This is a genomic window from Pseudomonas sp. GL_091 (genome assembly GCF_057837725.1).
The window spans coordinates 6793909-6807557 of the sequence record NZ_CM174451.1; the positions used below are offsets into that span (position 1 = coordinate 6793909).

The 13649-nt window shown below is 60.5% G+C and carries 13 protein-coding genes; 8 read left to right on the forward strand and 5 right to left on the reverse strand.

The genetic code is table 11. The features are described 5' to 3' along the window. Nucleotides 1-2: 2 nt before the first annotated feature. Nucleotides 3-842, forward strand: a complete 840-nt coding sequence (locus AC3ITY_RS31015) for an AraC family ligand binding domain-containing protein (RefSeq protein ID WP_489306675.1) — start codon at nucleotides 3-5, stop codon at nucleotides 840-842. A 58-nt stretch (nucleotides 843-900) separates the two neighbouring features. On the opposite strand, the gene AC3ITY_RS31020 is transcribed toward AC3ITY_RS31015, so the two are convergent. Together AC3ITY_RS31020 and AC3ITY_RS31025 are read right to left on the reverse strand one after the other, a co-directional pair. After that, a complete protein-coding gene (locus tag AC3ITY_RS31020; RefSeq protein ID WP_489306676.1) occupies nucleotides 901-1755 on the reverse strand; it encodes a sulfurtransferase in 855 nt (284 codons plus the stop codon). 34 nt (nucleotides 1756-1789) lie between these two features. After that, nucleotides 1790-2461, reverse strand: coding sequence for a TetR/AcrR family transcriptional regulator (locus AC3ITY_RS31025; RefSeq protein ID WP_489306677.1), 672 nt, complete (start codon nucleotides 2459-2461; stop codon nucleotides 1790-1792). A 145-nt stretch (nucleotides 2462-2606) separates the two neighbouring features. On the opposite strand from AC3ITY_RS31025, the gene AC3ITY_RS31030 reads away from it, so the two are divergent. The 5 genes from AC3ITY_RS31030 to AC3ITY_RS31050 all read left to right on the forward strand — a co-directional run bounded on the left by AC3ITY_RS31030 (nucleotide 2607) and on the right by AC3ITY_RS31050 (nucleotide 7392). After that, nucleotides 2607-4037, forward strand: coding sequence for a coniferyl aldehyde dehydrogenase (locus AC3ITY_RS31030; protein WP_489306678.1), 1431 nt, complete (start codon nucleotides 2607-2609; stop codon nucleotides 4035-4037). Nucleotides 4038-4065: 28 nt separating this feature from the next. After that, nucleotides 4066-4611 (forward strand): twin-arginine translocation pathway signal protein, encoded by a 546-nt coding sequence (locus AC3ITY_RS31035; protein ID WP_489306679.1) that lies wholly within the window; start codon nucleotides 4066-4068, stop codon nucleotides 4609-4611. A 132-nt stretch (nucleotides 4612-4743) separates the two neighbouring features. After that, complete coding sequence (locus AC3ITY_RS31040; RefSeq protein WP_489306680.1) at nucleotides 4744-6339, forward strand: GMC family oxidoreductase; 1596 nt, start codon at nucleotides 4744-4746, stop codon at nucleotides 6337-6339. A gap of 115 nt (nucleotides 6340-6454) precedes the next feature. Then, the gene (gene coaD, locus AC3ITY_RS31045) at nucleotides 6455-6934 is read left to right on the forward strand and encodes a pantetheine-phosphate adenylyltransferase (protein WP_223455913.1); all 480 of its coding nucleotides are present in this window, start codon (nucleotides 6455-6457) and stop codon (nucleotides 6932-6934) included. 206 nt (nucleotides 6935-7140) lie between these two features. Further along, nucleotides 7141-7392, forward strand: a complete 252-nt coding sequence (locus tag AC3ITY_RS31050) for a YfhL family 4Fe-4S dicluster ferredoxin (protein WP_003195146.1) — start codon at nucleotides 7141-7143, stop codon at nucleotides 7390-7392. Between the two features lie 149 nt (nucleotides 7393-7541). On the opposite strand, the gene mutM is transcribed toward AC3ITY_RS31050, so the two are convergent. After that, entirely contained in the window at nucleotides 7542-8354 is an 813-nt protein-coding gene (mutM, locus tag AC3ITY_RS31055) for a bifunctional DNA-formamidopyrimidine glycosylase/DNA-(apurinic or apyrimidinic site) lyase (RefSeq protein ID WP_007995486.1), read from the reverse strand. A gap of 42 nt (nucleotides 8355-8396) precedes the next feature. Then, entirely contained in the window at nucleotides 8397-9266 is an 870-nt protein-coding gene (locus AC3ITY_RS31060) for an HDOD domain-containing protein (protein ID WP_056726464.1), read from the reverse strand. A 153-nt stretch (nucleotides 9267-9419) separates the two neighbouring features. Here AC3ITY_RS31060 and AC3ITY_RS31065 point away from each other — a divergent pair, with 153 nt between their 5' ends. Further along, nucleotides 9420-10616, forward strand: coding sequence for a class I SAM-dependent rRNA methyltransferase (locus tag AC3ITY_RS31065; protein ID WP_046039197.1), 1197 nt, complete (start codon nucleotides 9420-9422; stop codon nucleotides 10614-10616). 115 nt (nucleotides 10617-10731) lie between these two features. Here AC3ITY_RS31065 and AC3ITY_RS31070 read toward each other — a convergent pair whose 3' ends face one another. Further along, nucleotides 10732-11130: an REP-associated tyrosine transposase gene (locus tag AC3ITY_RS31070; RefSeq protein ID WP_489311044.1), complete on the reverse strand. Its 399-nt coding sequence runs from the start codon at nucleotides 11128-11130 to the stop codon at nucleotides 10732-10734. 508 nt (nucleotides 11131-11638) lie between these two features. Between AC3ITY_RS31070 and ilvD the strand changes: the two genes are divergently transcribed. After that, a complete protein-coding gene (gene ilvD, locus AC3ITY_RS31075) occupies nucleotides 11639-13480 on the forward strand; it encodes a dihydroxy-acid dehydratase (protein ID WP_056726462.1) in 1842 nt (613 codons plus the stop codon). Nucleotides 13481-13649 lie beyond the last annotated feature (169 nt).

Consider the following 13649-nt stretch of genomic DNA (forward strand, 5'->3'; position numbering starts at 1 on the left):
TCATGGACGCTGACCAAGGCGAGTCAATCCACTTCTGGCAAACCCCGCCACTGGCCGGGGTCGAGTTGTTGTCCGCCCGCTATATCGACCATCGTTTCGCCCCCCACGTGCATGACGGCTATGTGATCGGCATGATCATGGCCGGCGCCCAGCGTTATCGCTATCGCGGCGCCGAACACCTCGCGGACAGCGGCACACTGGTGCTGATCAACCCCGATGAATTGCACACCGGCCACAAAGGCACCGAGGATGGCTGGCTTTACCGGGCGTTTTATCCGGACAGCGGGCAGATAACCTCGCTGCTGGCCGAACTCGAATTGCCGACCCACCACTTGCCGGCCTTCGGTGCCACGCTGTATCGCGATCAGGATCTGGTGAACGGCTTCTGCCAGCTCCACCGCCTGCTGGAAAGCCCCGCCACCGCATTGCAGCAACAAACTCTCTGGCGCGAACTGGTGCTGTCGCTGTTGCAGCGTCATGCGGCGGTGCCCGATGCCGGTAAACCTGGCAAGGAGCATCGAGCCGTGAGCCTGGCCAAGGAATTGCTGCACGCGCAACTGACAGCACCGCCCTCACTGGAGGCGCTGGCAGCGGCGGTCAACCTCTCACCATTCCATTTCGCCCGGGTGTTCCGCCGGGCCACCGGCATGCCGCCGCATACCTGGCTGGTGCAACAGCGCATCGCCCGGGCACGGGCGTTGCTGCAAAGTGGTTGTCTGCCGCTGGAAGTCGCGATGCAACTGGGGTTTGCCGACCAGAGCCATCTGAGCCGGCAGTTCAAGCAGGTGTATGGGGTTGGACCGGGGGCGTATCGCACAGCCCGGCAGTTACCCGGATCTTGATGACAACGAAAATCCATTGTGGGAGCGGGCAAGCCCACTCCCACAGGGTTTACGGTGATTATTCGCCGGTGGCAATGCCCCGCGCAGGCTCGTTGATCCACTCGCTCCACGACCCGGCATACAACGAACCCAACGGATAACCGGCCAGACACAACGCAAACAGGTTGTGGCACGCCGTCACGCCGGAACCGCAGTACGCCACCAGATCATTCGGCGAACGAGCGCCCAGTTTCGCGGCGAAGCGCTGCTTGAGCTGGTCGGCCGGCAGGAAGCGCCCGTCACTGCCCAGGTTGTCGGTAAACGCCGCACACTGGGCGCCAGGAATGTGCCCGGCAATCGGATCGATCGGCTCCACTTCACCCTTGAAACGCGGCAATGCACGGGCATCGAGCAGGGTCAGTTCAGGCCGCGCAAGGCGCTTTTGCAGCTGCTCGGCATCGATCAGCAACGCCGAGTCAGGACTGCCGGTGAAGAAACCACGGGTAATCGCCGGCGCATCCAGGCTCAGCGGCAAACCGGCGGCGTGCCAGGCCTTGAGACCGCCATCGAGGATGAATACACCGTCGCGCTTGCCCAACCATGCCAGCAACCACCAGGCCCGCGCCGCATAGGCACCCGGACCGTCGTCATACAGAACCACTTCACTATCGGCGTTGATGCCCCAGGCTTGCAGGCGCTCGATCAGTTGCGCCGGCTCGGGTAACGGATGACGCCCGGTCACGCCCTTGACCACGGCGCCACTTAGATCACGTTCGAGGTCAGCATAGCTCGAACCGGCGATGTGCCCTTCGGAATAGCTGCGCTGACCATAATCCGGGTCTTCGAGGGCAAAACGACAATCCAGAATCACCAGACCCGGCTGGTCCTTTTTCAGGTCCAGTGCTTGCGGGCTGATCAGTTGCGCAATGGGCATAGCGGGCTCCTGTGATTTTTATCGGATTTCGATCCTACGACACTTCCTCAAGCGCCTGGGCCAGGGGTACGTAAAACTCTTCGAACAACGCATTGACCGCATCGCGGGACTGATCCGTGACAAACCCGGCTTCCAGCACCAGCACCTGATACACCCCGCGTTTAATGGCTTGCTCGCTCAAGTGGCTGGAATTCTCCCGCGTGGTGCACAGGAAACGCACCCAGGACGTGAGGATGATCCAGGCATTGAGCGTCAGGGATTCGATCTGCACCTTGTCCATCTTCAGGATACCGGCGGCGACAAAACCTTCGTAGATCGCCGAACCCTGGATCAGGCAGCGCTGGGAGAAGCGTCGATAGCGGTCGGCCAGATCCGGATCGCTGTCGAGCAAATGCTCGAGATCGCGATGCAGAAACCGGTAGCGCCACATCGCCGCCAGCAGCTCCTTGAGGTAGAAGCGCTTGTCTTCCACCGTGGCGGCGCGACCCTGGGGCGGGCGCAGGAAGCTGTCCACCAGGCTTTCGTACTCGCTGAACAGCACAGCGATGATCGCCTGCTTGTTAGGGAAGTGGTAGTACAGGTTGCCCGGGGAAATTTCCATGTGGGCAGCAATGTGGTTGGTGCTGATGCTGCGCTCGCCCTGTTGATTGAACAGCTCCAGGCTGTTCTGCACGATGCGCTCGCTGGTTTTGATCCGTGGGGCCATGGCTTGAGCTTTAATTCAGAGTGCGTTGACGGGCATCTTAGATCTATCCGCGAGCGGATAAAACAAAGCTGTTCCAGGATGTCATTTGACTTTATAGAGCATAAACTCTAAAAAGTGCCTCATTACAATAAATCCGGAGCCGACCATGACTGCTGAAATTTCCTACCTGCAGAACCTACAGCAGCCGCTGGAAGAGCTTCAGGCCCTGTTCGACGCCCAGCGTGCCGCCTACGCCGCCAACCCGATGCCACCGGCCGCGCAGCGCCAGCAATGGCTCAAGGCGCTAAAGGATTTGTTGAACAACGAACGCCAGGCCCTGATCGATGCGATCAGCCAGGACTTCAGCCATCGCAGCGCCGATGAAACCCTGCTCGCCGAACTGATGCCCAGCCTGCACGGCATCCATTACGCCAGCAAACACCTCAAGGGCTGGATGCGAGCCTCGCGACGCAAGGTGGGCGCAGCCTTCCAGCCAGCCTCGGCCAAAGTCGTTTACCAACCGCTGGGCGTGGTCGGAGTCATCGTGCCGTGGAATTACCCGCTGTACCTGGCCATCGGCCCGCTGGTCGGCGCGCTGTCGGCGGGCAATCGGGTGATGCTCAAGCTCAGTGAGTCGACCCCTGCGACCGGCCAGCTGATGAAGCAACTGCTGGCGCGAATATTCCCCGAAGACCTGGTTTGCGTGGTCCTGGGCGAGGCCGATATGGGCGTGGCGTTCTCACGACTGCCGTTCGATCACCTGCTGTTCACCGGTGCCACCAGCATCGGCAAACATGTGATGCGCGCCGCCGCGGAAAACCTGACCCCGGTGACCCTGGAGCTGGGCGGCAAGTCCCCGGCCATCGTTTCCCACGACGTACCGCTCAAGGACGCCGCCGAGCGCATCGCTTTCGGCAAAACCCTGAATGCCGGCCAGACCTGCGTGGCCCCGGACTATGTGCTGGTGCCGGAGGATCGCGTCGGCGGTTTCGTCGAAGCCTATCGCTCCGCCGTCCGCGGGTTTTATCCGACGCTGGCCGACAACCCGGACTACACCGCGATCATCAATGAGCGACAACTGGCGCGTCTCAACGGTTACATCAGCGACGCCACGAGCAAGGGTGCGCTGCTGATGCCGCTGTTCGACCAGGGTCAGGGCCGCCGCATGGGCCAAAGCCTGTTGCTCAATGTCACTGATGAGATGACAGTGATGCAGGACGAAATCTTCGGGCCGCTGCTGCCGATCGTGCCATACAAGGATCTGGACCAGGCATTTGCCTATATCAACCAGCGCCCACGCCCACTGGCGCTGTATTACTTCGGCTACGACAAGCGCGAACAGCAGCGCGTGCTGCACGAAACCCATTCCGGCGGCGTGTGCCTGAACGACACACTGCTGCACGTCGCCCAGGACGACATGCCGTTCGGCGGCATCGGTTCTTCAGGCATGGGTCACTACCACGGCCATGAAGGGTTCCTGACCTTCAGCAAGGCCAAGGGCGTGCTGATCAAACAACGGTTCAACGCGGCGAAGTTGATCTATCCGCCGTACGGCAAATCCATCCAGAAGCTGATCCAGAAGCTGTTCATCCGCTAACAATCATCACAGTCGGGTAATAACAATAATGACCCCCAGCCTGTCCGATACACCCGCGCTGTCACGGCGCGGGCTGCTTAAATTCAGCCTCGGCGCCACAGCCTTCCTCGCCACCGCCGGGCTCGGAGCCAGCCTCAGCGGCTGTTCGTCGAGCGTGCCGGCCAACGGTTTCACTGTATTGCGCAGCGGCGACCTGTTGTTTTTGCGGGCGTTGATCCCGGTCATGCTCGACGGTGCCGTGACCTCCGAACGGATGCCCGAGGCTGTCGATGGCACACTGAAAAGCCTGGACTACAACCTCGCCCACCTGTCGCCGGAAATGCTCAAGCTGACCCAGCAACTGTTCGATGTGCTGGGCATGGCCGTGACTCGCGGACCGTTGACCGGGATCTGGGGCAGCTGGGAAAACGCCAGCGCCGATGATATCCGGCAGTTTCTGAATCGCTGGGAAAACAGCTCGTTGAGCCTGTTGCGCATGGGCCACAGTTCCCTGCTGCAACTGGTGATGATGGCCTGGTACGGCCGCAAGGAATCGTGGGCGCATTGCGGGTATCCCGGGCCGCCTACCGTTTGATACCGAGTCGACGCCTTCGCGAGCAAGCCCGCTCCCACATTGACCGCATGACCCTGTGGGAGCGGGCTTGCTCGCGAAGGCGTCGGTCGTATCACCACAGAACCTAAACCATAATAAAAAGAGAACCCGAAGATGCCCGTACCCGATCCGTTCCGCGAAGGCATGGCCCGAGGCTGGAAAACCTACAACGGCTCGCAACTGACCCAGGACCTGACACTCGAAGCGGACGTGGCGATCATCGGCAGCGGAGCCGGCGGCGGCACCACCGCCGAAATCCTCAGCGCGGCCGGCTACAAGGTGCTTCTGATCGAGGAAGGCCCGCTCAAGACCAGCAGCGACTTCAAGCTGCTCGAAGACCAAGCCTACGCCAGCCTTTATCAGGAAGGCATCGGCCGCATGAGCAAGGACGGCGCAATCACCATCCTCCAGGGCCGGGCAGTGGGCGGCACCACGCTGATCAACTGGACCTCCAGTTTCCGCACCCCGGAGCCGACCCTGGAACACTGGGCCAAAGAACACAGCGTCAAAGGCCACAGCCCGGCGGAAATGGCGCCGTGGTTCGAGAAAATGGAGCAACGCCTGGGCGTCGCGCCGTGGATGGTGCCACCCAACGCCAACAATGATGTGATCCGCAAGGGCTGCGAAGCACTGAATTACTCATGGCACGTCATCCCGCGCAACGTTCGCGGCTGCTGGAACCTCGGATACTGCGGCATGGGCTGCCCGACCAACGCCAAGCAATCGATGATGGTCACCACCATTCCAGCGACCCTGGAAAAAGGTGGCGAGCTGCTTTACCTGGCCCGCGCCGAAAAACTCACGATCAGCGACGACAAGGTCTCCGGCCTGCAATGTTCGGCGATGGATGAACGCTGTGTCGCACCGACCGGACGCATCATCACGGTCAAGGCGCGGCATTTCGTGCTGGCAGGTGGCGGCATCAACAGCCCGGCGCTGCTGATGCGCTCCGGGGCACCCGACCCGCACAAGCGCCTGGGCAAACGTACGTTCCTGCACCCGGTAAACATGTCCGCCGCGTTGTTCGACGAAGTGGTCAACCCCTTCTACGGTGCGCCGCAGTCGATCTATTCCGACCATTTCCAATGGCAGGACGGCACCACAGGCAAGATGTCCTACAAACTGGAAGTCCCGCCCCTGCACCCGGCGCTGGCCACGACATTGCTCGGTGGTTTCGGTCAGGAAAACTCGCAGCACATGGCCAATCTGGCCCATACCCACGCCATGCTGGCGTTGCTGCGGGACGGTTTTCACCCGGACAGCCCCGGTGGCAGCGTCGAATTGCGCAGCGATGACACGCCGGTGCTGGATTACCAGCTATCACCCTACGCCTGGGATGGATTGCGCCGGGCGTTCCATACCATGGCCGAGATCCAGTTCGCCGGTGGCGCCAAGGCCGTGATGCCGATGCACGCCGACGCCCGCTACGTTAAGACCCTCGCCGAAGCGCGCACGCTGATCGACGGCCTGAGCCTGGAGTTGTATCGCACACGCCTGGGCAGTGCCCATGTGATGGGCGGTTGCGCCATGGGTGAAGACCCGACAATCGCGGTGACCGACAGCCTCGGCCGGCATCATCAACTGGGCAATCTGTCGATTCACGACGGCTCGCTGTTCCCCACCAGCATTGGTGCCAATCCGCAGCTGTCGGTCTACGGACTGACGGCGCAACTGGCGACTTCCCTGGCCAAACGTTTAAAAAACCCATGAAAATAACGATAATTCCCATCGTCTATAGTGCTTTCTTACCCAACAGGCGACTTGGCCGACCGGGAAGGCTGCGATACCATCCGACTCCCCAACGGATTCCCGCCAGGACGACGCGATGAACCGAGTGTTGTACCCAGGTACCTTCGACCCTATTACCAAGGGCCATGGCGATCTGGTCGAACGCGCCTCGCGCCTGTTCGATCACGTGATCATCGCCGTCGCCGCGAGCCCGAAGAAAAACCCGTTGTTTCCTATGGAACAACGGGTAGAACTGGCGCGCGAGGTCACTAAACATCTGCCGAACGTTGAAGTCGTCGGCTTTTCGACGCTGCTGGCGCACTTCGCCAAAGAGCAGAATGCCAACGTGTTCCTGCGTGGTTTGCGCGCGGTATCGGACTTCGAATACGAATTCCAGCTGGCCAATATGAACCGCCAACTGGCGCCGGATGTGGAAAGCCTGTTCCTCACCCCGTCCGAACGCTACTCGTTCATTTCCTCGACGCTGGTCCGTGAAATTGCAGCCTTGGGCGGCGATATCACCAAGTTCGTACACCCTGTGGTGGCGGACGCACTGACCGAACGCTTCAAGAAGTAATCCCCGCAAACTGTAGGAGCGAGCCTGCTCGCGATGGACGTCAACGATAACGCGGGAAACCTGACACCCCGCGGCGTTCTCGGCTTCATCGCCAGCAGGCTGGCTCCTACAGTACGTCGCACCTGCGTGCAACGCAGGCGCCAATGCGGCACAATTGTGTGCATTGGTTTATTGCGCCCGGGCTTGCCGCCCCGGCTGGAGTTAGCATGTCCCTGATCATCACCGACGATTGCATCAACTGCGACGTCTGCGAACCCGAGTGTCCGAACGCCGCCATCTCCCAAGGCGAAGAGATCTACGTGATCGACCCGAACCTGTGCACCCAGTGTGTCGGCCACTACGACGAACCGCAGTGCCAGCAGGTCTGCCCGGTGGATTGCATTCCACTGGACGAAGCTCATCCGGAGACTGAAGAGCAGTTGATGGAGAAGTACCGGAAAATTACCGGGAAGGCCTGATTTTCAGGCTTTCAGCGCTCTTTCGGGCCTCATCGCGAGCAAGCTCGCTCCCACACTGGATCTGTGTCGTTCACAAACTCCTGTGGGAGCGAGCTTGCTCGCGATGAGGCCATCAGCCACGCCAAATCTCTAACGGATTGTCGCGCGTATCAGCTCTGACAACGCGGGCAAAAAACGCTGGCGCGCTGCCCGAGCTTCACTTCCCGCAAGCCCGTGCCACAGACCTTGCAGTGCTCACCGCCACGGCCGTACACGAACAGTTCCTGCTGGAAGTAACCAGGCTGACCGTCACCACCGATAAAGTCCCGCAGCGTGGTACCGCCGCGCTCGATGGCGGCCGCCAGGATGCGCTTGATCTCGATGGCCAGCTTCAAGTAACGCGCACGGGAAATGCTCTTGGCTTCGCGGCGCGGATCGATCCCGGCGGCGAACAATGCTTCGGTCGCGTAGATATTGCCCACGCCCACCACCACCGCGTTATCCATGATGAACGGCTTGACCGCCATCGAACGTCCGCGGGACTGCTGGAACAATCGTTCGCCATCGAACAGGTCGGTCAGCGGTTCCGGCCCCAGGCGAATCAGCAATTCATGATTGAGCGGGTCGAGGCTCCAGAGCATCGCGCCGAAACGTCGCGGGTCGGTGTAACGCAGGGCCAGGCCCGATTCCAGTTCGATGTCCACATGCTCATGCTTGGCCGCCGGCAGCCCGGCCTCCACCAGACGCAAATTGCCTGACATGCCCAAATGGCTGATCAAGGTGCCGACTTCGGCATTGATCAGCAGGTACTTGGCACGCCGCTCCACCAGCACGATGCGCTGCCCGGACAACCGCACATCGAGGTCCTCTGGAATTGGCCAGCGCAAGCGACGCTCACGCACGATCACCCGGCTGACCCGCTGGCCTTCCAGGTACGGCGCGATACCGCGACGGGTGGTTTCGACTTCTGGCAATTCAGGCATGGTGCTCTCGGCTCAGGCGCATGGCCTGGAAGGTTCCGACACTCAGCGATGAGTGCCGAGGTCGCGGATCGTCTGCTTGAGGGTCTCGAAGTCGTAGTCCGAGAGGCCGACATAATCGAGCACCAGCGGTGCGATGCTGTTCCACTCGTGATCTTCGGTCTGATTGCCCAGCACCCGGTACGATGCGCAAATGTGTTCGGCCATTTTCAGGATCGCCAACAGGTTCTTCAACGAACTGTTGCGCGAAGATTCATCGCTGAATATCGCCAGGGCATTGTGGTGATTGGCGATCGCCGCGCTCACGTGTTCCGGCAGGCGCCAGGACTTGGCCGTGTAATACCCGACCACCGAGTGATTGGTATTGAACACCTGATTCTCCGTATCCACCACCCGGCATTCTGCGCTGGCGTTGGCATAGGCCTGCTCCAGAACGCCCATATAGTCGGGGAAACGCTGGAGCATCAAGGGCACGCCGCAGTCGTGGAACAGGCCCAGGGCATAGGCTTCATCGCCATTTTCAATGCCGATGCGCTTGGCCAGGGTCAGGCAGGTCATGGCCACGTCCTGAGCGGTGTCCCAGAAACGGTTCAGGGTGACAATGGTGTCGTCATTCATCTCGCCCTTGATCGACTGCGCATTGATCAGGTTGATGACCGAACGGCTGCCCAGCAGATTCACCGCGCGCTGGATCGAAGCAATCTTGTTGCTCAGCCCGTAATAGGGCGAATTGACGATCTTCAGCAGGGAGCCGGAAAGTCCCGGATCCTGGGAGATCAGCTTGGCAATGACTTCCAGATCCGGGTCGGGCATGTACTGCTCCATCTGCAAATCCACCATGATTTGCGGCTGGGCCGGTACGCTGATGCCCTGCAGGGCTTGTTGGATCTGTTCGGAAGTCAGCTCTTGGGACATTTGTGCACGCTCTGGGTCAGACGGTGATTCTAACCTTTATGAAGTTGGATCCGACATACCAAATCGCAAGACAACCCTCGCCACATGTCCACTTGCAGGCCAATCCCGGGGCTCAACACGCTATACTCCCGCTCTTTTTTCCGGAGCGACGACATGTCCCTGCCTAGCCTGCGCCTCAAAGCCAACGCCGACCGTCGTCTGCGCAACGGTCACTTGTGGGTCTACAGCAACGAAATCGATGTAGCCGCTACACCTTTGCACGGTTTCAAGGCCGGCGACCAGGCGATCCTCGAAGCCGCCGGCGGCAAGCCGCTGGGCATCGTTGCCATGAGCCCAAACAACCTGATCTGCGCCCGTGTGCTGTCGCGCGACATCAAGCTGCCGCTGGATAAATCGCTGCTGGTGCATCGCTTGAACGTGGCCCTGTCCCTGCGCGATCGCCTGTTCGACAAGCCGTTCTATCGCCTGGTCTACGGCGACTCCGACCTGCTACCAGGTCTGGTGGTTGACCGTTTCGGCGACATCCTGGTGGTGCAGATCGCTTCGGCGACCATGGAAGCCCATAAAGATGACGTGATTGCAGCGCTGACCCAAGTGCTCAAGCCGAGCGGCATCCTGTTCAAGAACGACTCCGCTGCCCGTGACGCCGAAGGCCTCACCCGCTACGTCGAAACCGTATTCGGCCTGGTGCCGGAGTGGGTTGCCCTCGAAGAGAACGGCGTGAAATTCGAAGCACCGGTCATCCAGGGCCAGAAAACCGGCTGGTTCTACGACCACCGCATGAACCGCGCACGCCTGGCACCCTATGCCAAAGGCAAACGCGTGCTCGACCTCTACAGCTACATCGGCGGCTGGGGCGTGCAGGCTGCCGCGTTCGGCGCCAGTGAAGTGTTCTGCGTCGACGCTTCGGCCTTCGCTCTTGACGGTGTCGAGCGCAACGCCGCGCTGAACGGCTTCGCCGAGAAAATGACCTGCATCGAAGGCGACGTGTTCGAAGCCCTCAAAGAGCTGAAAGCCAGCGAAGAGCGCTTCGACGTGATCGTGGCCGACCCGCCGGCGTTCATCAAACGCAAGAAGGACATGAAGAACGGCGAAGGCGCTTACCGCCGCCTGAACGAGCAAGCCATGCGCCTGCTCACCAAGGACGGCATCCTGGTCAGCGCATCGTGCTCGATGCACCTGCCGGAAGACGATCTGCAGAACATCCTGCTGACCAGCGCCCGCCACCTGGACCGCAATATCCAGATCTTGGAACGTGGCGGTCAGGGTCCGGATCATCCGGTGCATCCGGCCATTGCCGAGACTCGGTATATCAAGAGCATTACTTGCCGGTTGTTGCCTAACAGCTAAAACCGCAAACCAATGTAGGAGCGAGCTCGCTCGCGATGGTCGTCAACGATAACGCGTTCATTCTGTATGAATGCGTTGCCCTCGGATTCATCGCGAGCAAGCTCGTTCCTACAGATCAGAGCCAAATGGCATCCCACAGTGAGTAGTCACGAACACTGGTAACAAGTCCGGCTCGCAATGGGTTGGCAATAATGTATCGGGCAGCGGCTTTCAGGTCTTCCTCTCGGCGTAGCGCCCGGTCGAAATAGCCTTTTTGCCATAGTGTCTCGTGGCAACTTCTCTCCTTGTTAACTGCACGAGCACTTCGAGACTTCGTCGTTTGCATCAACTTCGGTAAGTCACCGTTGTGCAACTCAACCAGCCAGTGAAAATGATCCGGCATGACCACCCAGGCTATCGAAGTGGCATTGCCAGACTCCTGAGCTCTTCTGAATTCGTGCACCACCAAACGACCCATCCTCCAATCCTTAAAGAATTGTTGCCGTCTGTGTGTGACAGCAGTCAGCAGATAGATATGACCGGACTCTGACTATCGACCTGTGCGTAAGCGATGACCATGGTTCGGGTTGGACATTCCGTTGTCCTCCTTGGCGAATGGAAGATAAACGGTAGGTGGGGCGAAAAGGTTTGTCGCCATGACAGTGGATCTGGATGTGTCGTATGTCTGTCCACTGTAGGAGCGAGCTCGCTCGCGATGGCCGTCAACGATAACGCTGGCAGCCTGACACCCCGCGGCGTTCTCTGGCTCATCGCGAGCGAGCTCGCTCCTACAAGGATTGCGCCCGCACGTCTTGTGAATGCTGCCTCCACGCTTGCAACCATTCCCTCCAGCCGCCAGCCGTGTAGAATCGCGAACATTCATCGCCAGTCATCCCCGGCGGGTTTATGAGCTCAAGCTGAAGCGCGCGGCGATCCCGCAAAGTTATCGGCAACTTCCGGACACGCGGCCATTTCTGAGTGTTCCAGACGTCAATAGAAGCTCACTTCCCTTTTGATACCTGATTAGCCGCCCGGAGTGCTTCATGCCTGATTACCGCTCGAAAACATCCACCCACGGTCGCAACATGGCCGGTGCCCGCGCACTGTGGCGCGCCACGGGGATGAAAGATGACGACTTCAAGAAGCCGATCATCGCCATTGCCAACTCGTTCACCCAGTTCGTACCAGGTCATGTGCACCTGAAAGACTTGGGCCAACTGGTCGCCCGCGAGATCGAACGCGCTGGCGGCGTGGCGAAGGAATTCAACACCATCGCTGTCGATGACGGCATCGCCATGGGCCACGACGGCATGCTCTATTCGCTGCCTAGCCGCGAGATCATCGCCGACTCCGTCGAGTACATGGTCAACGCCCACTGCGCCGATGCGATCGTCTGCATCTCCAACTGCGACAAGATCACCCCTGGCATGCTGATGGCGTCCCTGCGCCTGAACATCCCGGTGATCTTCGTCTCCGGCGGCCCGATGGAAGCCGGCAAGACCAAACTCGCTTCCCACGGCCTCGACCTGGTCGACGCCATGGTGATCGCCGCCGACTCCAGCGCTTCTGACGAGAAAGTCGCCGAGTACGAGCGCAGCGCCTGCCCGACCTGCGGTTCGTGCTCCGGCATGTTCACCGCCAACTCGATGAACTGCCTGGTCGAAGCCCTGGGCCTGGCATTGCCGGGCAACGGTTCGACCCTGGCCACCCACAGCGACCGCGAGCAGCTGTTCCTGCAGGCCGGCCGCACCATTGTCGAGCTGTGCAAGCGCTACTACGGCGAGAACGACGAGTCGGTATTGCCGCGCAACATCGCCAACTTCCAGGCGTTCGAAAACGCCATGACCCTGGACATCGCCATGGGCGGTTCCACCAACACCATCCTGCACTTGCTGGCTGCTGCCCAGGAAGCCGAGATCGATTTCGACCTGCGCGACATCGACCGTCTGTCCCGTCACGTGCCGCAACTGTGCAAGGTCGCACCGAACATCCAGAAGTACCACATGGAAGACGTGCACCGCGCCGGCGGGATCTTCAGCATCCTCGGCTCCCTGGCCCGTGGCGGCTTGCTGCATACCCAGCTGCCGACCGTGCACAGCCGCAGCATGGAAGAAGCCATCGCCAAGTGGGACATCACCCAGACCACCGACGAAGCCGTGCACCACTTCTTCAAGGCCGGTCCTGCGGGCATCCCGACGCAAACCGCGTTCAGCCAGTCGACCCGTTGGGAAACCCTGGACGACGACCGTGAAAACGGCTGCATCCGTAGCGTCGAGCACGCGTACTCGCAAGAAGGCGGCCTGGCCGTTCTCTACGGCAACATCGCCCTGGACGGCTGCGTGGTGAAAACCGCTGGCGTCGACGAGTCGATCCACGTGTTCGAAGGCAATGCGAAGATCTTCGAAAGCCAGGACAGCGCCGTGCGCGGCATCCTTGCTGACGAAGTGAAAGAAGGCGACATCGTCATCATTCGCTACGAAGGCCCGAAAGGCGGCCCGGGCATGCAGGAAATGCTCTACCCGACTTCGTACCTGAAATCCAAAGGCCTGGGCAAAGCCTGCGCCCTGCTCACCGACGGTCGTTTCTCCGGCGGCACTTCCGGTCTGTCCATCGGCCACGCTTCGCCTGAAGCCGCGGCCGGCGGCGCGATTGGTCTGGTGCAGGACGGCGACAAGGTGTTGATCGACATTCCGAACCGCTCGATCAACCTGTTGGTCAGCGACGAAGAACTGGCTGCACGCCGGGTCGAGCAGGACAAGAAAGGCTGGAAACCGGTGGAAGTGCGTCCACGCAAAGTGACCACCGCACTGAAAGCCTATGCCCTGCTGGCCACCAGCGCCGACAAGGGTGCCGTGCGTAACAAGGCGATGCTCGACGGGCTGTAAGCGTTAACCATCGACATAAAAATGCCCCGCCAAGTGCGGGGCATTTTTGTTTACACCGACCCACTGTAGGAGCGAGCTTGCTCGCGATGGATGCAAGGACGACGCGCTGCACCAGAAAGCACGCGTCATCGTTAACGACCATCGCGAGCAAGCTCGCTCCTACAGTAAC

Coding starts and splice junctions, on each gene's coding strand:
- AC3ITY_RS31025 (WP_489306677.1), bottom strand. CDS start 2,461: ATGGCCCCACGGATCAAAACCAGCGAGCGCATCGTGCAGAACAGCCTG.
- mutM (WP_007995486.1), bottom strand. CDS start 8,354: ATGCCTGAATTGCCAGAAGTCGAAACCACCCGTCGCGGTATCGCGCCG.
- AC3ITY_RS31015 (WP_489306675.1), top strand. CDS start 3: ATGGACGCTGACCAAGGCGAGTCAATCCACTTCTGGCAAACCCCGCCA.
- AC3ITY_RS31050 (WP_003195146.1), top strand. CDS start 7,141: ATGTCCCTGATCATCACCGACGATTGCATCAACTGCGACGTCTGCGAA.
- coaD (WP_223455913.1), top strand. CDS start 6,455: ATGAACCGAGTGTTGTACCCAGGTACCTTCGACCCTATTACCAAGGGC.
- AC3ITY_RS31020 (WP_489306676.1), bottom strand. CDS start 1,755: ATGCCCATTGCGCAACTGATCAGCCCGCAAGCACTGGACCTGAAAAAG.
- AC3ITY_RS31060 (WP_056726464.1), bottom strand. CDS start 9,266: ATGTCCCAAGAGCTGACTTCCGAACAGATCCAACAAGCCCTGCAGGGC.
- AC3ITY_RS31040 (WP_489306680.1), top strand. CDS start 4,744: ATGCCCGTACCCGATCCGTTCCGCGAAGGCATGGCCCGAGGCTGGAAA.
- AC3ITY_RS31065 (WP_046039197.1), top strand. CDS start 9,420: ATGTCCCTGCCTAGCCTGCGCCTCAAAGCCAACGCCGACCGTCGTCTG.
- AC3ITY_RS31030 (WP_489306678.1), top strand. CDS start 2,607: ATGACTGCTGAAATTTCCTACCTGCAGAACCTACAGCAGCCGCTGGAA.
- ilvD (WP_056726462.1), top strand. CDS start 11,639: ATGCCTGATTACCGCTCGAAAACATCCACCCACGGTCGCAACATGGCC.
- AC3ITY_RS31035 (WP_489306679.1), top strand. CDS start 4,066: ATGACCCCCAGCCTGTCCGATACACCCGCGCTGTCACGGCGCGGGCTG.